Origin of the sequence: Streptomyces sp. NPDC051133 (assembly GCF_040682635.1) — a bacterium.
Taxonomy (GTDB): domain Bacteria; phylum Actinomycetota; class Actinomycetes; order Streptomycetales; family Streptomycetaceae; genus Streptomyces.
Map to the genome: position 1 here is coordinate 174,945 of NZ_JBFBBK010000012.1, position 19,697 is coordinate 194,641.

20 protein-coding genes and 1 tRNA gene are annotated in these 19,697 nt (G+C 68.5%); 7 read left to right on the forward strand and 14 right to left on the reverse strand.

The annotated features are described in order from the left end of the window. The first annotated feature begins 253 nt into the window (after positions 1-253). A complete protein-coding gene (locus tag AB0N17_RS15345) occupies positions 254-1,264 on the forward strand; it encodes a helix-turn-helix transcriptional regulator (protein ID WP_366011794.1) in 1,011 nt (336 codons plus the stop codon). 34 nt (positions 1,265-1,298) lie between these two features. Here the strand turns inward: AB0N17_RS15345 and AB0N17_RS15350 are convergent, their stop codons facing one another. From AB0N17_RS15350 to AB0N17_RS15380, 7 genes are all read right to left on the reverse strand, one after another. Further along, a complete protein-coding gene (locus AB0N17_RS15350) occupies positions 1,299-2,318 on the reverse strand; it encodes a helix-turn-helix transcriptional regulator (RefSeq protein WP_366011795.1) in 1,020 nt (339 codons plus the stop codon). Between the two features lie 210 nt (positions 2,319-2,528). Then, positions 2,529-3,635 (reverse strand): substrate-binding domain-containing protein, encoded by a 1,107-nt coding sequence (locus tag AB0N17_RS15355; RefSeq protein WP_366011796.1) that lies wholly within the window; start codon positions 3,633-3,635, stop codon positions 2,529-2,531. A 286-nt stretch (positions 3,636-3,921) separates the two neighbouring features. Continuing rightward, a complete protein-coding gene (locus AB0N17_RS15360; protein ID WP_366011797.1) occupies positions 3,922-4,389 on the reverse strand; it encodes a helix-turn-helix domain-containing protein in 468 nt (155 codons plus the stop codon). A 5-nt stretch (positions 4,390-4,394) separates the two neighbouring features. Then, positions 4,395-5,570, reverse strand: coding sequence for a molecular chaperone DnaJ (gene dnaJ, locus AB0N17_RS15365; protein WP_366011798.1), 1,176 nt, complete (start codon positions 5,568-5,570; stop codon positions 4,395-4,397). Positions 5,571-5,606: 36 nt separating this feature from the next. Further along, positions 5,607-6,275: a nucleotide exchange factor GrpE gene (grpE, locus tag AB0N17_RS15370; RefSeq protein ID WP_366011799.1), complete on the reverse strand. Its 669-nt coding sequence runs from the start codon at positions 6,273-6,275 to the stop codon at positions 5,607-5,609. Further along, on the reverse strand, positions 6,272-8,122 hold the full coding sequence (gene dnaK / locus AB0N17_RS15375) for a molecular chaperone DnaK (protein ID WP_366011800.1): 1,851 nt from the start codon (positions 8,120-8,122) through the stop codon (positions 6,272-6,274). The genes grpE and dnaK overlap by 4 nt, the downstream gene beginning before the upstream one ends. A gap of 94 nt (positions 8,123-8,216) precedes the next feature. Beyond that, positions 8,217-9,248: an MraY family glycosyltransferase gene (locus tag AB0N17_RS15380; protein ID WP_366011801.1), complete on the reverse strand. Its 1,032-nt coding sequence runs from the start codon at positions 9,246-9,248 to the stop codon at positions 8,217-8,219. Positions 9,249-9,469: 221 nt separating this feature from the next. On the opposite strand from AB0N17_RS15380, the gene AB0N17_RS15385 reads away from it, so the two are divergent. Next, complete coding sequence (locus tag AB0N17_RS15385; RefSeq protein WP_366011802.1) at positions 9,470-11,764, forward strand: (Fe-S)-binding protein; 2,295 nt, start codon at positions 9,470-9,472, stop codon at positions 11,762-11,764. Positions 11,765-11,831: 67 nt separating this feature from the next. On the opposite strand, the gene AB0N17_RS15390 is transcribed toward AB0N17_RS15385, so the two are convergent. Both AB0N17_RS15390 and AB0N17_RS15395 read right to left on the reverse strand, forming a co-directional pair. Then, entirely contained in the window at positions 11,832-12,110 is a 279-nt protein-coding gene (locus AB0N17_RS15390; RefSeq protein WP_366011803.1) for a hypothetical protein, read from the reverse strand. Next, on the reverse strand, positions 12,107-12,322 hold the full coding sequence (locus AB0N17_RS15395) for a hypothetical protein (protein WP_366011804.1): 216 nt from the start codon (positions 12,320-12,322) through the stop codon (positions 12,107-12,109). The genes AB0N17_RS15390 and AB0N17_RS15395 overlap by 4 nt, the downstream gene beginning before the upstream one ends. A 139-nt stretch (positions 12,323-12,461) precedes the next feature. On the opposite strand from AB0N17_RS15395, the gene AB0N17_RS15400 reads away from it, so the two are divergent. Then, entirely contained in the window at positions 12,462-12,722 is a 261-nt protein-coding gene (locus AB0N17_RS15400; protein WP_366011805.1) for a winged helix-turn-helix domain-containing protein, read from the forward strand. Between the two features lie 36 nt (positions 12,723-12,758). On the opposite strand, the gene AB0N17_RS15405 is transcribed toward AB0N17_RS15400, so the two are convergent. After that, positions 12,759-13,085: an antibiotic biosynthesis monooxygenase gene (locus AB0N17_RS15405; RefSeq protein ID WP_366011806.1), complete on the reverse strand. Its 327-nt coding sequence runs from the start codon at positions 13,083-13,085 to the stop codon at positions 12,759-12,761. A gap of 240 nt (positions 13,086-13,325) precedes the next feature. On the opposite strand from AB0N17_RS15405, the gene AB0N17_RS15410 reads away from it, so the two are divergent. Together AB0N17_RS15410 and AB0N17_RS15415 are read left to right on the forward strand one after the other, a co-directional pair. Next, positions 13,326-14,807 carry an FG-GAP and VCBS repeat-containing protein gene (locus AB0N17_RS15410; protein ID WP_366011807.1) on the forward strand — a complete coding sequence of 494 codons (1,482 nt, stop codon included), beginning with the start codon at positions 13,326-13,328 and terminating at the stop codon, positions 14,805-14,807. A 65-nt stretch (positions 14,808-14,872) separates the two neighbouring features. Continuing rightward, entirely contained in the window at positions 14,873-15,934 is a 1,062-nt protein-coding gene (locus AB0N17_RS15415) for a YIP1 family protein (RefSeq protein WP_366011808.1), read from the forward strand. Between the two features lie 97 nt (positions 15,935-16,031). Here the strand turns inward: AB0N17_RS15415 and AB0N17_RS15420 are convergent, their stop codons facing one another. The 4 genes from AB0N17_RS15420 to AB0N17_RS15435 form a co-directional block, all read right to left on the reverse strand. Beyond that, positions 16,032-16,205 carry a hypothetical protein gene (locus tag AB0N17_RS15420; protein WP_366011809.1) on the reverse strand — a complete coding sequence of 58 codons (174 nt, stop codon included), beginning with the start codon at positions 16,203-16,205 and terminating at the stop codon, positions 16,032-16,034. 467 nt (positions 16,206-16,672) lie between these two features. Further along, the gene (locus tag AB0N17_RS15425) at positions 16,673-17,182 is read right to left on the reverse strand and encodes a phosphoribosyltransferase (protein ID WP_366011810.1); all 510 of its coding nucleotides are present in this window, start codon (positions 17,180-17,182) and stop codon (positions 16,673-16,675) included. 13 nt (positions 17,183-17,195) lie between these two features. Continuing rightward, a complete protein-coding gene (gene dcd, locus AB0N17_RS15430) occupies positions 17,196-17,771 on the reverse strand; it encodes a dCTP deaminase (protein ID WP_366011811.1) in 576 nt (191 codons plus the stop codon). 99 nt (positions 17,772-17,870) lie between these two features. After that, entirely contained in the window at positions 17,871-18,032 is a 162-nt protein-coding gene (locus AB0N17_RS15435) for a hypothetical protein (RefSeq protein ID WP_366011812.1), read from the reverse strand. A 284-nt stretch (positions 18,033-18,316) separates the two neighbouring features. Here AB0N17_RS15435 and AB0N17_RS15440 point away from each other — a divergent pair. Together AB0N17_RS15440 and AB0N17_RS15445 are read left to right on the forward strand one after the other, a co-directional pair. Next, a tRNA-Gly gene (locus AB0N17_RS15440) sits at positions 18,317-18,390 on the forward strand. Between the two features lie 652 nt (positions 18,391-19,042). After that, positions 19,043-19,447: a DUF3761 domain-containing protein gene (locus AB0N17_RS15445; protein WP_366011813.1), complete on the forward strand. Its 405-nt coding sequence runs from the start codon at positions 19,043-19,045 to the stop codon at positions 19,445-19,447. Positions 19,448-19,697 lie beyond the last annotated feature (250 nt).

Consider the following 19,697-nt stretch of genomic DNA (forward strand, 5'->3'; position numbering starts at 1 on the left):
TCCACACCAGCCGTGGACACGGCCACTGCAGGCCACTTACTGTCCGCTCGAACGTCACCCTTCGCACCGACTGGGCCACTCAGCACTCCAAGGGCCACAACGGCGGAGAAGGTGGCGACAAGGATCGAGCGAAGCACTCTCTTGCCCATGGTCGGCTTCGTCCTCACTTGAAGGTCCCCTCTTCCCCCGTCTGATAAGACGATGGCTCATTCAGGCACATCGTGACCACACAATCAGTGCATCATGTTCCTGCATGTTCAGGACCCTGGGGGGTGGAGATTTGACACCAAATCGGACTAAGACGGCACATCCCCATGGGGTCACCGAGCTGTGCGAGGAGGGCGGCCGTCTCTACGCCCATGCACTGCGTGCCGGGCGTGTCCCGCGCACCGATGCGGAGGCCGCTCCGTGCCTGGTGGAGTTCGCCCTGCTCCACCCTGACCCGGACGACCCGGACTGGCTGCGCCCGGTGCCCCCGGCGGTGGCCCTCACCCAGCGACTGACCCCCATCGAGCGCGAGATAGCCGACCGTAGACGGTCCGCAATCGAACTGTCCGATCTCTTCGAGCCGTTTCTGGCCCTGAGCACCCACGTCGCGACCGCCACTCACTCCATCACGGTGCTCGAGGGCAGCGACCGCATCAACGCCGCCCTCGACCTGGCCACGGCCGAGTGCCAGACCGAGATGCTCACCGTCCAGCCCAGCAACCGCTTCACCGAGCGTACGGTCAAACAGGGCCTGGAGCGCGACACGGATCTCGTGGACCGGGGTGTCCGGATCCGTACGCTGTACCAGCACACGGTGCGCTACAACCTCAAGCAGCTGGCCTACGTGGCGCAGCTCGCCAACGGCAAGGTGGAGTACCGCACCATCGACGAGCTGGTGGAGCGCCTCATCATCTGCGACGAGACCGTCGCCTTCATCCCCATCCGGGACGACCAGCAGGTCGCCCTCGAACTGCGCCACCCGGGTCTCGTGCGCTACCTCGTCAAGGTCTTCGAGTTCATGTGGAGCCGAGCCGTCCCCCTGAGCGCCGGCGCGCCCTACGAGACCGCTCCCGACGGCATCACGGAGATCCAGCACTCCATCGCCAAGCTCCTCATCGAAGGCCATGTGGACGAGGCCATCGCCCGCCGCCTCGGCATGAACGTCCGCACCTGCCGGGCCCACATCGCCAAGCTCGCCCAGGCCCTCGGCAGTGGCAGCCGGGCCCAACTCGGGTACCTCATAGCCCAGTCGGGAATGCTCGAACGGGACCAGTGAGCGATGTCCGCGCCCGTGCCGGGCACCGGGCCGCTCACTCAGGGGCCGTGAGCGCCGTGGCCGGCAGGCCGCGGGTGCGGCCGTCCAGGCCCACCTGGGCGATGCGCACGCCGAGCTGAGTGCGGCTGGCGGCGCCCAGGGTCTCGGAGAGTCGGGCGATGTGAGCCCGGCAGGTACGCACGCTGATGCCGAGCCGCTCGGCGATCACCGCGTCCTGGTGGCCCTCCGCGAGCAGCGCGGCGATGGACTGCTCGCGATGCGAGATGCCCTCGATGCCGGTGTCGGGGAGCGGGGCGGTCAGCGGGATCGCCAGCCGCCACAGCCGCTCGAAGACCGTGACGAAGTATTCGACCAGCGCCGGGTGACGCAGCTCCAGGGCCATCGTGCGCTCCGCGTTGGCGGGGATGAAGGCCACCGTGCGGTCGAAGAGGATGAGGCGGTCGATGACCTCGTCCAGGGTGCGGGCCTCGACCGTGTCACCCATCAGTTCCAGGTAGTTGAGCAGACCCTGGCCGTGCCGGGCGACGTGCGTGTACAGGTCGCGCATCCGCACGCCCCGGCCGCGCAGCGCCAGCGCCCGGTGCAGGCCCTCGGTGAGCTCCGCCTCGCGCCGGATGCCGCCCGGCTGCACGGTGAGCACCTCGGTCGTGCACGCCTCGGTCGCCTCGTCCATCGCGGCCTGGATCCGGGAGAGCCCGTCCAGGACCCGGATGGCGCTGCCCTCGGCCGTGGCGGGCGCGTGCGGCTGCCGGCCCAGCCCCGCGTACCACTCGAATGCGGCCACCGCCGAGCCCACCCGCCGCTGACTCGCGCTGACCTCGTCGTAGACCCCGCGCAGCAGCCTGGTCATGACCTCCTGCGGGGAGGTCGGCACCAGCCAGTCCATGTCGTCGGGGTCGGGGTGCAGCAGGGCCAGCTCCAGCAGGCAGGGCACCGCCTCGGCGTCCGTACGCGACACCCGTCCCCGTCGTACGGCCCGGGAATACACGCGATCCCCGGCCCCGCACAGTCGGTCGGCACCGTGTGGATGCTTCTCCGTCCCGCGCCCGGCCATCGCCCATTCCACCCCCGGTGTGCTGCCACTTCCGCAGCGCAACTATGCGCGGCGTCGTCCGGGTCCGCAACACGACTCCCCCCAACGGGGCTGCCGAAAAGGGGTGTTACGCCCTGTTTTCGCCCAGGCTCCGGGCCTCGCATTGCAAGAAGATGACGGGGGCGGCCGCCGGGGCCGCGTCACAGCTCACCGCGACCCCGGGGCGCCGCCCTACTTGAGGCCGATCGCCGCGCAGGCCGCCTTGTACTTGGGCGTGCAGATGTCGTCCAGCGTGTAGATGCCGTCCGCGACGACCGTGGCCTTGATGTTCTTCCTGGTCAGCGCGCTCACCTGGACCAGCTTGGACGGGATGTCCTTCTGGGTGGGGCTGTCGACCTTGTCCTGGGTGAGGGCGTCGAACGCGATGTCCTTGCCCTGGACCTTGGCGACGGCCATCTGCGCGGCGGCCTGGGCCTCGTCCGGGTAGGACTTGTAGACGCTCATGTACTGCTCGCCGGACACGATCCGCTGGACCGCGTCGAGTTCGGCGTCCTGGCCGGTGATCGGGGGCAGGCTGGTGACACCGGCCGCCTTCAGGGCCTTGATGACACCGCCCGCCATGCCGTCGTTGGCGGCGTAGACACCGGCGATGTTGCTCTTGCCGATCTTGCCGATCGCCTCGGCCATCTCGGCCTCGGCGTTCTCCGGCTTCCAGTCCTTGGTGTCGTAGGTGTCCGCGATCGTCACCTTGCCGTTCAGCTCGGAGAGCGCACCCTCCTTGAACTGCTTGGCGTTCGGGTCGGTGGGCGAACCGTTCACCATGACGATCTTGTTCGAGGTGTCGGCGCCCGACCCGAGGGCCTCCAGCAGCGTACGGCCCTGCACCTCGCCGACCAGCTCGTTGTCGAAGGAGAGGTACGCGTCGATCGGACCCTCGGCGAGCCGGTCGTACGCGATGACCGGGATGCCCGCGTCCTTGGCCTTCTTCACCTCGTCGGCGATGCCGTGCGAGTCGACCGCGTCCAGCAGGATGATGTCGGCCTTCTCGTCGATCATCTCCTGCATCTGCGCGGTCTGCTGGGAGGCGTCCGCGTTCGCGTTCTTGTAGTCGACCTTGCCCTGGTTCCTGGTGAGCTCGGCGACCTGCGACTTGATGATGGGGTAGTCGAACTTGTCGTAGCGGGTGTTGGCCTTCTCCGGCAGCAGCAGACCCACGGTGACGTCGTTGCCCTTGCTCGGGCTCGCGCTCGCGCTGTCCCCCGTCGCGTTCAGCATGCCGCAGCCGGCGAGCGAGAGGGTCATCGTGGACGCGGCCACGGATATGGCGATACGACGCATTCGGGGGCTCACTTCAGGTGCGTTCCGGACGTGGGCGCTGCTATACGACCCAGGTGTCTGAAAAGACAACGCGGACGCCACACCCGGCGTCAAGAAGAACTACTTAACGAGTCCGCAACACCACGCTCCGCTGCACCTGTGAAGGGCAAGCGAAATCACCTTCAAACTCTCTTTACGGACCGTCCATTCAAAGGGACTTCATGGACCGGCAAAGATCAGGACAAACGGCAGGGGCCGGAAGGACGCCCGTCCCGCCGGCCCCTGCCGTGTGCCACTCGGCTGGAACTCAGTCCTTCTGCTGCTGCCGCTTGGGCCGCCACACCACCAGCGCGCTGGTCTGCTGGACCTCCTGGTACGGAACCAGGTCACGCCGGTAGGAGGCGTGCACGGCGGCCTCGCGCTGCTGCATCGCGGCCGCCGCGCCGTCCAGGGCCGCCTGAAGCTCCACGAGGCGGGCCTGCAGGGCGGCTACCTGGTTCTCCAGTTCGATGATGCGCTTGATACCGGCCAGGTTGATGCCCTCGTCCTGCGACAACTGCTGCACCTGGCGGAGCAGTTCGATGTCGCGGGCCGAGTACCGGCGGCCCCGGCCCGCGGTGCGGTCCGGGGAGACCAGGCCCAGGCGGTCGTACTGGCGCAGCGTCTGCGGGTGGAGTCCGGAGAGCTGGGCCGCCACCGAGATGACGTAGACCGGGGTCTCCTCGGTCAGTTCATACGGCCCGCGAAAATTGTCACTGCGTCGACGGCCGTCCATCACTCTCAAGCTCCCTTCGCGGCCTCGAACAGCTCCGCCCGCGGGTCCTCGCCCGCGGTCGCCTCGCGATACGCCTCCAGTGCATCACGAGCCTTCCCCGACAGGTCCTGCGGAACACTCACCTCTACGGTGACCAGCAGGTCCCCGCGGGTGCCGTCCTTGCGGACCGCGCCCTTGCCCCGGGCCCGCATGGTGCGCCCGTTGGGCGTGCCCGGAGGAAGCTTCAGGGTGACCGCCGGGCCGCCGAGGGTGGGAACCCGGACCTCGCCGCCGAGAGCCGCCTCGGGATACGTCACCGGGACGGTGACCGTGAGGTTGTCGCCCTTGCGCCCGAAGACCGGGTGCTCGCCGACGTGCACGACCACGTAGAGGTCGCCCGCCGGTCCGCCCCGCTCGCCGGGGGCGCCCTTGCCGCGCAGCCGGATCCGCTGCCCGTCGGTGACGCCGGCCGGGATGCGGACCTGCATCGTGCGCGACGACTTGGCGCGCCCGCTGCCCTTGCACTCCAGGCAGGGGTGCTCGGCGATCAGACCGCGGCCCTTGCAGTCGGGGCAGGGGTCGGTGAGCGAGAAGCCGCCGCCCGAACCCCGCGCCACCTGGCCGGTGCCGACACAGGTCGGGCACACGCGCGGTGTGCCGTTCTTGTCGCCGGTGCCGGAACAGGCCTTGCAGGGCGCCTGGGAGGACATCCTGAGGGGCACGGTGGCGCCCTCGATGGCCTCCGTGAAGCTCAGCGTGACCTCGGTGTCGATGTCCTGGCCCCGGCGCGGCTGGGTACGGGTGGTACCCGCGCCGCCGCCCCGGTTGAACAGGCCCCCGAAGACGTCGCCGAGTCCGCCGCCGAAGCTTCCGCTCTGGGCGTTCCCTCCCCCTCCGAAGAGGTCGCCCAGGTCGAAGTTGAAGGAGCCGCCGCCGGCGCCCGGCCCGGGGCGGAAGCCGCCGTTGCCGAACAGGGCGCGTGCCTCGTCGTACTCCTTGCGCTTCTTGGGGTCGCCGAGAACGTCGTTCGCCTCGGAGATCTCCTTGAAGCGCTCCTCGGCCTTGACGTTGCCCTTGTTGGCGTCCGGGTGGAACTCGCGGGCGAGCTTCCGGTACGCCTTCTTGATCTCGGCCTCGGTGGCGTCCTTGGGGACGCCGAGGACCTTGTAGTAGTCCTTCTCGATGAAGTCCTTGGTGCTCATCCCCGACGCCCCTCCTTCCCCTCAGTGGTGTTCACGTCAGCCCTCGTCCGGGCCACCGCTCTCCTTGTCGTCGGCCTTCTTCGCCTCGGAGGTCTGCTCCTCGGCGCCCTCGGCCTTGACGCTCTGCGCGCCGGGCTGCGGCTCGGCGACGGCCACCCGCGCGGGGCGAATGGTGCGCTCGCCGATGCGATACCCGGGCTGCAGGATCGCCACGCAGGTCGTCTCGGTGACGTCCGGCGCGTAACTGTGCATCAGGGCCTCGTGGATCGTCGGGTCGAAGGGCTCGCCCTCCTTGCCGAACTGCTGCAGGCCCATCTTCGCCGCGACGGTCTCCAGCGACTCGGCCACCGACTTGAAGCCGCCGACCAGTTCGCCGTGCTCCCGGGCGCGGCCGATGTCGTCGAGCACCGGAAGGAGCTCGGTCAGGAGGTTCGCCACGGCGATCTCCTTGACCGCGACCCGGTCGCGCTCGACGCGTCGGCGGTAGTTCTGGTACTCCGCCTGGAGGCGCTGGAGGTCCCGCGTGCGCTCGTTCAGCGCCGTGCGCACCTGGTCCAGCTGGGCGACCAGACCGGCGCTTTCGTTCGCGTCCCCGGCCGGGGCCGCCCCCTCCTCGGAGGAGGCGGCCTTCGGCTCGGCGTCGTCAGAGGTGGCGCCGGAGGGGACGTCGGGCTTGTCTTCAAAGCCCGGAGTCTCCTCCGTCACGCGGCACCGTCCTTGCGCTCGTCGTCCACGATCTCGGCGTCGACGACGTCGTCGTCGGCCTTGGCCTCACCCGCGCCGGCACCGGCGTCACCGCCGGCGGCGCCCTGCGCGGCCTGGGCGTCGGCGTACATGGCCTGGCCCAGCTTCTGCGAGACGGCCGCGACCTTCTCCGTGGCGGAGCGGATCTCGGCGGTGTCCTCGCCCTTGAGCTTCTCCTTCAGCTCGGCGACGGCGGACTCCACCTCGGTCTTGATCTCGCCGGGGACCTTGTCCTCGTTGTCCTTGAGGAACTTCTCGGTCTGGTAGACGAGCTGCTCGCCCTGGTTGCGGGTCTCGGCGGCCTCGCGGCGGGCGTGGTCCTCCTCCGCGTACTTCTCGGCCTCCTGGCGCATGCGGTCGACCTCGTCCTTCGGCAGCGAGGAGCCGCCGGTGACGGTCATCTTCTGCTCCTTGCCCGTGCCCAGGTCCTTGGCGGTCACGTGCATGATGCCGTTGGCGTCGATGTCGAAGGCGACCTCGATCTGCGGGACGCCACGCGGCGCCGGCGGCAGACCGGTCAGCTCGAACATGCCGAGCTTCTTGTTGTAGGCCGCGATCTCGCGCTCACCCTGGTAGACCTGGATCTGCACGGACGGCTGGTTGTCCTCCGCCGTCGTGAAGATCTCGGACCGCTTGGTCGGGATCGTGGTGTTGCGCTCGATGAGCTTGGTCATGATGCCGCCCTTGGTCTCGATACCGAGGGACAGCGGGGTGACGTCGAGGAGCAGGACGTCCTTGACCTCGCCCTTGAGGACACCGGCCTGGAGGGCGGCGCCGATGGCGACGACCTCGTCCGGGTTGACGCCCTTGTTGGCCTCGTTGCCGCCGGTCAGCTCCTTGACGAGCTCGGCGACGGCGGGCATACGGGTGGAGCCACCGACGAGGACGACGTGGTCGATCTCGTTGATGGAGATGCCGGCGTCCTTGATGACGTTGTGGAACGGCGTCTTGCAGCGCTCCAGCAGGTCGGCCGTCAGCTGCTGGAACTGGGCCCGGGTGAGCTTCTCGTCCAGGTGCAGCGGGCCCTCGGCGGACGCGGTGATGTACGGCAGGTTGATCGAGGTCTCCGTGGAGGAGGACAGCTCGATCTTGGCCTTCTCGGCAGCCTCACGCAGACGCTGCAGGGCCATCTTGTCCTTGCCGAGGTCCACGCCGTGGCCGGCCGCGAACTGCTTGACCAGGTAGTCGACGACGCGCTGGTCCCAGTCGTCACCACCGAGGTGGTTGTCACCGTTGGTGGCCTTCACCTCGACGACGCCGTCGCCGATCTCCAGCAGCGAGACGTCGAAGGTGCCGCCACCGAGGTCGAAGACGAGGATCGTCTGGTCGTCCTTGTCGAGGCCGTAGGCCAGCGCGGCGGCCGTCGGCTCGTTGACGATGCGCAGGACGTTCAGACCGGCGATCTCACCGGCCTCCTTGGTCGCCTGACGCTCCGAGTCGTTGAAGTACGCCGGGACGGTGATGACCGCGTCGGTCACCTTCTCGCCCAGGTAGGCCTCGGCGTCCCGCTTCAGCTTCTGCAGGATGAAGGCGGAGATCTGCTGCGGGTTGAAGTCCTTCCCGTCCAGCTGGATCTTCCAGTCGGTGCCCATGTGACGCTTCACGGACCGGATCGTCCGGTCCACGTTGGTCACGGCCTGCCGCTTGGCGACCTCTCCGACGAGCACCTCACCGTTCTTCGCGAAGGCGACGACGGACGGCGTGGTCCTGGCACCCTCGGCGTTGGTGATGACGGTGGGCTCGCCGCCCTCCAGAACGCTGACGACGGAGTTAGTCGTGCCCAGGTCGATGCCGACCGCACGTGCCATGGTTGATTCCTCCAGCTGACTTGAGTGGAACAGGCTCAAGTGTGCATGAGCGGGTCCGCCGGGTCAACAGACCTGAGTCACCAGGGCTCAACTCTTATCCGTTCCTTATGCGCAAGTGCCCGGTGAAAGTCCCGCTGACCTGCGTCGATGCCGTACGTCGCGGTGGCTGGACAGGGATGCGAAGGAGTACGAGAACGGCGCACAGAGCCCCACCCGCCACCCATAGAGCAGCCCCCTGCCCCGTCCAGCCGGTGTCCACGAGCACCCCGACGAGTACCGCCGAGAAGGAGCCCGCGCCCAGCAGGACGACGGATCCCTGCGGGGTCAGTCCGAGCCGGCGCAGCCGGTGGGCGAGATGGTCGGGGCCGCGGCGCAGCAGCGGTCGGCGCAGCAGCAGCCGGGTGAGGACCACCAGGACCGCGTCCGCGACGGCGAGCGCTCCGACGCAGAACGCCACGGCCGCACTCGGCCCGATTTCGTACCCCGCGCGCGTGAGGACGACGGACGCCGACAACAGGAAGCCCGCGAAGAGCGAGCCGCAGGCGCCCAGACCGATCCGCGCGGGATGCCAGTTGTGCATCAGGAAGCCGGTGAGCGCGGCGGCGAGCACGCTCAGCAGGACGGCGAGCCCGTCCATCACCTCGGCGGCCGCACAGGCACCGACCCCGAAGGCGGTGATCACCCCCACGGTCCCGGCCAGCCCGTCCGCGTGGTCGAGCCCCCTGAAGGCGAGGGAGGCGAGGACGATCCAGACGACGGCGAGGATCCCGCCCCACACACCCGTCTCGTCGTAGGGCACCACACAGGCCGCCGCCACCGTCGTACCGGCGACGAGCACGCGCGCGCGGAGCCGCCAGACGTCGGCGATGAGACCGAGAGCGGCCACCGCGGCGGCGGCGACGAGCAGCTCCGCGACTCCTTCGCCGAGCGGCGCGACCCGGGTCCACTCCCCCGTCCAGGCGACCAGACAGGTGACGGCCACCACGGCGAGCCCGCCCAGCAGCGGCAGCGGCCGCTGGCGGCGCCGGTCCACCACTCCGGCGCGCAGGGCGGGCAGCCGGAGCAGTGCCGCCAGCACTGCGGTCAGGAGGAGGGCGGCGGTGGCCGCCGCGATGCCGTAGAGCACGGCTCTAAGGTAGGGGCGAATGTAGCAATTCTGGATGAATAACACGATCGGATTGCCTGCGGCATGATGACGGAGGCAGCCCTCAGCGACCCAGATCACCCCGCGCTCGGCTGCATCCCGACGGAAGATGGGGGTAGTCTCAGACGGACTGCATAAGTTACCGCTTAGTAATGTCGATCGGTAAGTCGCTCGGTTAATTCGAGGCCGCCTCAGGAGCCCCAATGCAACTCGCCGCGATCATCGTGTCGCTGGTCCTGATCGTGGTCGGCGTGGCACTGTTCGGCCGCGCCCTCCTCCAGATCTTCAACTTCATGCGCCTCGGCCAGCCGGTGCCGGCCGGAGCGCGGACCAACGACCCCGCGCAGCGCACCCTCACCGTGGTCAAGGAGTTCCTCGGCCACACCCGGATGAACCGCTGGGGCGTCGTCGGTGTGGCGCACTGGTTCGTGGCGGTGGGCTTCTTCACCCTGCTGCTGACGATCGTCAACGCGATCGGACAGCTGTTCAAGGCCGACTGGATCCTGCCGATCATCGGCGAATGGGCGCCGTACAACATCTATGTCGAGTTCATCGGCACGATGACGGTCGTCGGCATCCTCGTCCTGATCGTCATCCGCCAGCTGAGCCACCCGCGCAAGCCGGGCCGCAAGTCCCGCTTCGCCGGCTCCAACTTCGGCCAGGCCTACTTCGTCGAGGCCGTCATCCTCATCGTCGGCGTCTGCATCTTCATGCTGCACGCCCTGGAGGGCGCCCAGCACCACGTCGACGGCTACGAGGCCTCCTTCTTCATCTCCTACCCGGTGGTGTCGTGGCTGAAGGGCATGGACGTCTCCACGCTCCAGAACCTCACCTACTTCTTCGCCGGACTGAAGATCGCGACCTCGTTCATCTGGATGATCACGGTCGCCCTGAAGACCGACATGGGCGTGGCCTGGCACCGCTTCCTGGCCTTCCCGAACATCTTCTTCAAGCGCAACGCCACCGGTGAGACCTCCCTCGGCGCGCTGCTGCCGATGACGTCCGGCGGCAAGCCGATCGACTTCGCCGACCCCGGCGAGGACGACGTCTTCGGTGTCTCCCAGGTCGAGCAGTTCTCCTGGAAGGGCCTGCTGGACTTCTCCACCTGCACCGAGTGCGGCCGCTGCCAGTCGCAGTGCCCGGCCTGGAACACGGGCAAGCCGCTCTCCCCGAAGCTGCTGATCATGTCCCTGCGGGACCACGCCCACGCCAAGGCGCCGTACCTGCTGGCCGGCGGCGGCAAGACGATGGAGGGCGAGGAGAAGGCCTCCGAGGAGCAGCTGGCCGGCGTCCCCGCCGCCGCCCTCGCCGAGGCCGAGCGCCCCCTGATCGGCACAGCCGAGGCCAACGGCGTCATCGACCCCGACGTCCTGTGGTCCTGCACCACCTGCGGCGCCTGTGTCGAGCAGTGCCCGGTGGACATCGAGCACGTCGACCACATCGTCGACATGCGCCGCTACCAGGTCATGATCGAGTCCGCGTTCCCGTCCGAGGCGGGCACGATGCTCAAGAACCTGGAGAAGAAGGGCAACCCCTGGGGCCTGGCGAAGAAGCAGCGCCTGGAGTGGCTCAAGGAGGTCGACTTCGAGGTCCCGGTCGTCGGCAAGGACATCGAGGACCTCACCGAGGTCGAGTACCTGTACTGGGTCGGCTGCGCCGGCGCCCTCGAGGACCGCGCCAAGAAGACCACGAAGGCCTTCGCCGAGCTGCTGCACATCGCGGGCGTGAAGTTCGCGATCATGGGCGGCGACGAGAAGTGCACCGGCGACTCCGCCCGCCGCCTGGGCAACGAGCCCCTGTTCCAGGAGCTCGGCATGGAGAACGTCATGGCCCTGAACACGGCGTTCGGCGAGGAGCTGGACGACGACGGCAAGGTGGTCCCGGAGTCCGCCAAGCCCAAGTCTTCGAAGAAGATCGTCGCGACCTGCCCCCACTGCCTCAACACGCTCGGCAACGAGTACCCGCAGCTCGGCGGCGACTACGAGGTCATCCACCACACCCAGCTGCTGCAGCACCTCGTCGACGAGGGCAAGCTCATCCCGGTGACCCCGGTCGAGGGCATCATCACCTACCACGACCCGTGCTACCTGGGCCGCCACAACAAGATCTACACGCCCCCGCGCGAGATCATCGGCAAGGTCCCGGGCCTGCGCAACGAGGAGATGCACCGCCACAAGGAGCGCGGCTTCTGCTGCGGCGCCGGCGGTGCGCGGATGTGGATGGAGGAGCGGATCGGCAAGCGCATCAACAACGAGCGCGTCGACGAAGCCCTCTCCCTCAACCCCGACATCGTCTCGACGGCCTGCCCGTTCTGCCTCGTCATGCTGACCGACTCGGTCAACGGCAAGAAGAACGACGGCAAGGCGAAGGAGTCGATCCAGGTGGTCGACGTCGCCCAGCTCCTCCTGGACTCCGTCAGGACCCCGGCCCAGGACGACGAGCCCCCGGCGGGCACGGCCGAGTCCGAGAACGAGCCCGAGCCGGAGCCGGTGAAGTAACGGCACCCCTCAAGCCGACGGCGCCCCCTGACCCGCACAGGCAGGGGGCGCCGTCGTGTGTGCGGGGTCAGTCCGAATGCTCCCCCCGCCGCCCCCGGCTCGCCGCGACACGCAGGGCGTCGTCGAGAGCCTGCGCCAAGCACTCGGCCAGGAACTTAAGTTCGCCCGGCGGAGCGTCGGGCAGCATCTCCCGCGCGTGCTCCAGGAGTTGGCCGCCCATGCCCAGCTGCACGGACTCCGTGGCGTCGGCCAGCCGGGACAGCGGGCCGTCGTGGTCATCGGTGATCAGGTAACACGGCTTGCCCTCGGCACCGGCCCAGGGCAGCAGACGCGGCGGCAGGTTCATGCGGCCTCCCCCACGTGAGCGGCGGTCACGTACGGCCGTGCGAGGCGGTGAGCCGTGACGTCCAGGGGTGTGTCGACGCCGTACGGACTGCGGGGAAGGGGCAGCGGACGGGAGTCGGTCGGGCGGGGTTCGATGTACGTCGGCCGCTCCCTTCCGGGCGGGAAGAGCAGGAAGCCCGCCCGTGCGGCGAGACGGCGGATAAGGTCGGTCATGTCATCAGCTCCGGTTCACGCAGCAGCTGGTGGCCACGCCCCGGGACGGCTGCAACCGTCGCCGGGGCACCGTTTGTTCGCGGTCTACCGCAGTCTACCGCGGTCGCGCGGTCTACCGCAGAGTTTTAGCGTCAACCGCATGACCCCCGATCTCGACCGCACGCGCCCCGTCTGGCGTCAGGTGGCCGCGGCCATCACCAGCCGCATCGCCGATGGCGAGTACCCCGTGGGCGCCCGTGTGCCGTCTGTCGTCGAACTCTCGGCCGAGTTCGGCATCGCGACCTCGACCGCCCAGAAGGCCTTGGCCCACCTCAAGTCCGAGGGGCTCATCCGGGCCGAGGTCGGCCTCGGCTCCTTCGTGGCCAAGCGCCCCGACGACGACCAGGAGCCGTCCGCCTGAGACGGCTCCACGGCGGGGCGCTCGCGCCGCTCGGTGTCACGCTCCCTTCGGGGCCGCCTGCTGTACCACCTCGAAGGACCACAGCGTCGAACCGGAGGCAGCCGGACGGGGGCGCTCGGCGCCCTCTGCGCCGCCCTGGTGCGCGGCCTTCATCGGGCCCTCCATCCACGCCTTGAACGACTCCTCGTCACGCCAGCGCGTGTACACGAGGTAGGTGTCGGTGCCCTCGACGGGGCGCAGCAGCTCGAACCACTCGAAGCCGTCGGAGTTCTCCACGGCGTGGGCTCGCGAGGCGAACCGCTTCTCCAGCTCCTCCCGCTGCTCGGCGGGCACGGTCAGCACGTTGATCTTCACTACGGTCATGGCACCATCCTGGCCCACGCAATGCGCGAACGAGGGCAGCGCCTCCTGTGGAACCCGGCCGCCGTCGCACCCGTCTTACAGAATTACGGGTGTCTCGTACAACCCTCAAGCATCCCCGCGGGTCTCTTGATCGGCGACCTCCCGGTGAACCGTGGGACAACTCACGACGAACACCGGCGGTCCGCACCCCATCGACTGCGGATGTCAGCCAGGCATCCCCCGCATGCCGCAGGAGACCGCATGCACACGCACACGCGAATCGCCCTCGCGACGGCCGCAGCGGCCGCGCTGACGGGCGGTCTGCTCACGTTCGCCGCCTCGCCCGCCTCGGCCGCCGACTCCTTCAAGGTCGCGAAGGCCGACTTCAACGGCGACGGCATCGGCGACGTCGCCAACTCGGCGGCCGGCGCCTACGTCAGTGGCCACAAGAACGCCGGCCAGGTCGTCGTCCTGTACGGCAGCTCCACCGGAGTGTCCTCCGCCAAGCGCAACACGATCAGCCAGAACACCTCCGGCGTCCCGGGCGCCGCGGAGGACGGTGACTTCTTCGGCGCCGAGCTGGCGTACGCCGACTTCAACGGCGACGGCTACGACGACCTCGCCGTCGGCACCCCGGACGAGAAGGTCGGCACCGACACCAACGGCGGCGGCCTCGCCATCCTCTGGGGCTCCCCGAGCGGCCTCACCGGCAAGGGCATCGACGTGCCCGACCCGGCCGCCTCCTCGCACGACTTCTGGGGCAAGGACCTGGCCGCCGGCGACTTCGACGGCGACGGCAAGGCCGACCTGGCCGTCGGCAGTTCCTCCAGCACCCTCTACCTCTACAAGGGCGGCTTCACCACCACGGGTGCCTACGGCAGCCGCACCACCGTCAAGCCGCCCATCGTGTCCGGCACCAACGACGACCCCTTCGGTCCGATGAGCCTGACCGCCGGCGACGTCAACGGCGACGGCCGCACCGACCTGGTGGTCGACGGCTACGAGACGCAGACGAAGTACGGCTGGAACACCAACTACTGGCTGCCGGGCAGCGCCAGTGGCCTGAGCGGCTCGACCGCGAAGGCCCTCAAGCCCGGCATCGTCACCGCCATCGGCGACATCAACGGCGACGGCTTCGGCGACATCGTCAGCGGTGCCGGCTGGGACTCCACCACCGACGACGGCACCCACGTGCCGGACTCCTCCGACGGCGGCCGGGTGAACGTCACCTACGGCTCGGCGTCCGGCCCGGCCTCCACGACCGGCATCAGCCAGAACACCGGCAGCGTGCCCGGCACCTCGGAGAAGGGCGACTCCTTCGGCTGGGACCTGGACCTCGGCGACATCAACGGCGACGGCTACCAGGACCTCGTGGTCAGCAGCCCCGACGAGGACATCGCCGGTGTCACCAACACCGGCATGGTCACCGTGCTGTACGGCTCCGCGTCCGGTGTGAACACGGCCTCCGGTGCCCAGTCCTTCGAGCAGAACACCACGGGCGTCCCGGGCAGCAGCGAGAAGAGCGACCTGTTCGGCGCCGACGTCAAGCTCGACGACGTCACCGGTGACGGCCGGGCGGACCTGCTCGTCGGCTCGTACGAGAACAGCGGTGACGGCGCGATCACCTACCTGCCGTCCAACGGCTCGAAGATCACCACGAGCGGTTCGCGCGCCTTCGGGCCGAGCACGGTGGGCGTCTCCACCACGGGCACCCCGCAGTTCGGCGCCCTCTTCGCGGACTGAGCCGCCGCAAACCCCGGGGGTTCCCCGAGGAACCCCCGGTCCGGCGGCTGACGATCCCTTAGGGGATGTCACAGGTCGGCCGCAAAGCCGGGCCCGGACCGCCGGGCCCGGCACACCGCTCTCCGGGACCAGGTACGTTCGATGACGTGGCTGGATTCAGGAACGGACGCGGGGGTCGGAACGACCGTGCCCCCCAGGGACAGCAGGCGCCGCAGGGACCGTACGGCCGGCCGGGACCGTCGTACGGACAGCAGGGACCGTCGCGCGGGCAGCAGGGGCAGCGGCACGGGCAGCCCTCGGGGCCGTCGTACGGGCAGCACCCGAGGCCGTCGTACGGCAACCCGTCGGCGCCGCAGCCGCCGTACCCGCAGCAGGGGCAGCCGTACGGCTACCCGGGCCCGCCCGGCGACGGACCGGAGTACTTCGGCGACGACGGCGCCCATCCGGGCGGTGGCCGGGGCCACGACCCGTACGCGGCGAACAACCCGGGCCACACCCAGGCCTTCTCGGTCGACGAGGCCGCCGGTTACACCCAGGGCGCGACCTACCAGTCCGGCTCCGCCGCCGTACCCGCGGCACCGCTGGGCCCGCCCCTGCACTGGAAGGAGCTGCTGAAGGGGATCGTCCTCTCCCCCGACCAGACCTTCCTGCGCATGCGGGACTACACCATGTGGGTCCCCGCGGTGATCGTCACCTTCCTGTACGGCCTGCTCGCCGTCTTCGGCTTCGACGGCGCCCGCGCGGACGCGATCAACGCCACGCTCTCCAACGCGGTCCCGATCGTGCTGATCACCGCGATCGTGATGGTGCTGGGCCTGTTCATCCTGGGCGTGGTCACCCACACCCTGGCCCGCCAGCTCGGCGGCGACGGCGCCTGGCAGCCCACGGTGGGCCTGTCCATGCTGATTACGGCGCTCACGGACACGCCCCGCCTGGTCTTCGCCATGTTCTTCGGCGGCGACGCCGGCTTCGTCCAGCTGCTCGGCTGGGCCACCTGGATCGGCGCGGGCGCCCTGCTGACCCTGATGGTCTCCCGCTCGCACGACCTGCCCTGGCCGAAGGCGCTGGGCGCGTCGGCGATCCAGCTGATCGCGCTGCTGTCGATCGTGAAGCTGGGTACGTTCTGACGGTCGCGCTCGCGAAAGGGCCCCCGGCGTCCTCGCCGGGGGCCCTTCACGTGCCCGGAGTCTCGCAGCTCAGCTGTTCGAGCGTTTGGTAAGGCGCTCAACGCTTGAACGCGCCCTTGGTCTGTTCTTTCGTTCCCCGCGCCCTGCCCCGTGCTTCGAGGGCGGCGCCTTTCGCTGCGAGGGCTTCTTTGTGTACCGCGTGGGCCGCCTTCCGCACGGTCTTTCCGACGATCTGTTCGGCCTTCGCCTTGGCCCGTTCTCCGGCGCTCATCTCAGCACCTCCGTGGGATCTCACTGGTCGTGTGCCCCTGGCGATAAGGGGTGAAAACCACCTGGCGGGTGAGATCATCCGTGGATGGCAGGTTTCACAGCCTGTGCCTCGTGAAGCCTGTTCATGACGACGACTGGTACATGGGCAGCCTGTACGACGACGGCGGCATCGACTGTTGGACAGCCTACGACGATCTGTACGAGGCACTCCGGGGCCTGTAGCGCCGACGCAGCCCCCACGCCCTGAACCGGCTGCTCACGAAGATGCCGACGCCGACGGACAGTGCGATCAGGAGGCTCGAAGCCCCACTGTCCAGGGTCATGTGACGGCCTCGGGCTGCCGAGGACCCCAGAAGGACGACGAGCGCAGCGAGAGTCGCGGCTGCCACGGCAAGGGCGATTGCCATTTCAGCCCACCACATCGCCCGTGTCGGTCGATTCGTCATTCCGTATCCAGGAAAGCGCAGGTCAGAGCGCTTCCTTGTTCTCCTTCGGCGCCTCGCCCGACTTATGTACCGGAGGTAGGACACTCCACGGGAAGTTGATCCAGTCGTCCGTCCGCTTCCAGACGTACTCGCACTTCACGAGGGAGTGGGACTTCTCGTAGATCACCGCGGAGCGCACCTCGGCGACGGTGTCGAGGCAGAAGTCGCGCACCAGCTTGAGCGTCTTGCCGGTGTCGGCGACGTCGTCGGTGATGAGGACCTTCTTGTCGGAGAAGTCGATGACGTTGGGGACGGGCGCCAGCATGACCGGCATCTCCAGGGTCGTCCCCACCCCGGTGTAGAACTCCACGTTCACCAGGTGGATGTTCTTGCAGTCGAGGGCGTAGGCGAGGCCGCCCGCGACGAACACCCCGCCCCGGGCGATGCTGAGCACGATGTCCGGCTCGTAGCCGTCGTCGGCGATGGTCTGCGCCAGCTCGCGGATGGCGCCGCCGAACCGCTCGTAGGTCAGGTTCTCCCGCACGTCACTCATGCTGCTTCAGCCCTCACACCTGGGTCCGATGGAAATTGACGTAGGACCGCGAGGCGGTCGGCCCGCGCTGCCCCTGGTAGCGGGAGCCGTAGCGCTCGCTGCCGTACGGGAACTCCGCGGGCGACGACAGCCGGAACATGCACAGCTGGCCGATCTTCATGCCCGGCCACAGCTTGATGGGAAGCGTGGCGAGGTTGGAGAGCTCGAGGGTGACGTGTCCGCTGAAGCCGGGGTCGATGAATCCGGCGGTGGAGTGCGTGACGAGGCCCAGCCGGCCCAGCGAGGACTTGCCCTCGAGGCGGGAGGCGAGGTCGTCGGGCAGCGTGATGACCTCGTACGTCGAGGCGAGCACGAACTCTCCCGGGTGGAGGATGAACGGCTCGTCCCCCTCCGGCTCGACCAGGCGGGTCAGGTCGGCCTGCTCGACCGACGGGTCGATGTGCGGGTACCGGTGGTTCTCGAACACCCGGAAGTACCGGTCCAGCCGGACGTCGATGCTCGACGGCTGCACCATGGTTTCGTCGTAGGGATCGATCCGTACCCGCCCGGCGTCGATCTCGGCCCGGATGTCCTTGTCTGAGAGAAGCACGTAGCGAGGATACGCAAGGCGCGCGGAGCCGTGACAATCGCGACGACTCCGCGCGCCTGGTGTTACCGCGCGACTACTGCGGGTCCGCTGCCGCCGCTTCTATCCCTGCTTCTCCAGGGCGACCGGCACCACGCTGCGGAGCCGGGCGCACCGGGGACACCTCATGAGCCGGCCGGGGCCGAGCCGCTCGGCCTTCTGCATCGGGAACGAAGCGGTGCTGAAGACGTGCCCGTCCGCACAACGGACGACGGTGCGTTCCATCAAGTCCCTTAAGTCCCTTCCCCAAGAGGCTCGTCGGGCTGACTCCCCCGACGACAAAAGCCACATTACGGGATCAAAGAGACGACTCTCCAGGCGGCACTCCGGCCCCGCCCGGACCCTCTCCCAGGCCTCCACGGTACGCCTCAACTCACCCCGCCCGCAGTCGGATCCCACCCTGAGAGCGACTCAAACCTCCGAGGTTCGAGCACCGCGACTCCGCGATGATGTAAAGTGAGCGAGCGTCCGGACATCGACTGCAGAAAAGGTCCTTTGTCCGTACTTACGCGGGTGTAGTTTAATGGTAGAACATCAGCTTCCCAAGCTGAGAGCGCGAGTTCGATTCTCGTCACCCGCTCCAGAGAGAAACCCCAGGTCAGCGGCCTGGGGTTTGTTTGTTGTCTAAACCATTTTGAGGGCTCCGTGCCCTCCGCGTGCCCTAAGTGCAGGTCAACCCCTCCCTTCAGGAGCGTATGGGCGCAGGTCGAGGCGACAGGGCGCCCGACCGTCTCGAATACTGAGATGCATTTTCGGTGACCTGGGTCACAGTGCGAGCAAACGGCGGACAAGTCGCCTACGCAAACAGGGACTTGCTGCCCGATGACCTGCTGACAGCCGCGCGAGCACCGCTTCGACCGTTCCGCCCTGCCGGTGTCGGTCGGTGGTCCACAATGCGCGGCATGTCCACCAGGTACACCCGCTCCCGACGCCGCCGTCCAGCCCCGCGGTGCGGGCGCCACACTCAGAAGGGGAGTCCGTGCAAGCTCCCCCAAGAGATAGGCCGCGGCTGCCGCCATCACGCCACACGGGCCGAGCGCGAAAGCGCGGAGGCAGAGGCCAAGGTCCGAGCCGAGAGGGCACGACAGCGGGCGGAGCGGGAGCGGAAGAGGATTCGCGCCGCCCTCGCTCTCGTCGCCTTGGCGCTGGTGGCGGGTTTGGGCTCCTGCGCGTGGGACTCCTGGAAGGACGACGGGCGTGAAGCCGCATGCAGCCCGCTCAGAACCAAAGCGCGCATGCTGAGCGACAAAGCGCAGGCGGTTCGGATCCCTCTCGTGTCGGCCATAGACCCGAGCATCCTCGACCTGCAGCTCGGCCTCGAGTTCCCGGACGACCTTGGAGACCTCAACGCCACTTCGGCCACCGAGCTGGACATCTCGGCGGCGTACAGAGAGAAGCGTGAGCTGGCTGGGCAGGCGGCGCAGGTCGTCCTCGACCACCGGGATTGCTTCAACGACCTCTACGCAGATCAAGCCTCCCGCATACAGCGGTCCCCTGCGGAAGTCAGTGAGGTAGTGATGCCTTCACCCGCACACTGCCGTGACGGATGGCCTTCTACGTCCATCGGACGACAGGGGGCGTGTTCCCATCACGGCGGCGTCGTTCCTGGAAGTCTGTGGGCCACGCTGCTTTTCAACTAGTGCAGCGCCGCATTGATCTTGCGGGGGTCTGTGTCCCGCTGTCAGCAGACGAAGGGGCTGCTGACAGCGGGCAGTGATGTGTCAGTTCCTGACGAGCACGGTCGCGTGGGCGGATAGCGCGGTGTTGACCTCTGCTGGATCGAAGGCTGCGGGGCCGAACTGGTCGGCAGAGTCAAGGCCCAGCCATTCCAGGCGGTCTTCGTGTTCTTCGTGGTGGGGATCGGCAAGGATCTCGATGAGGTAGTCGTAT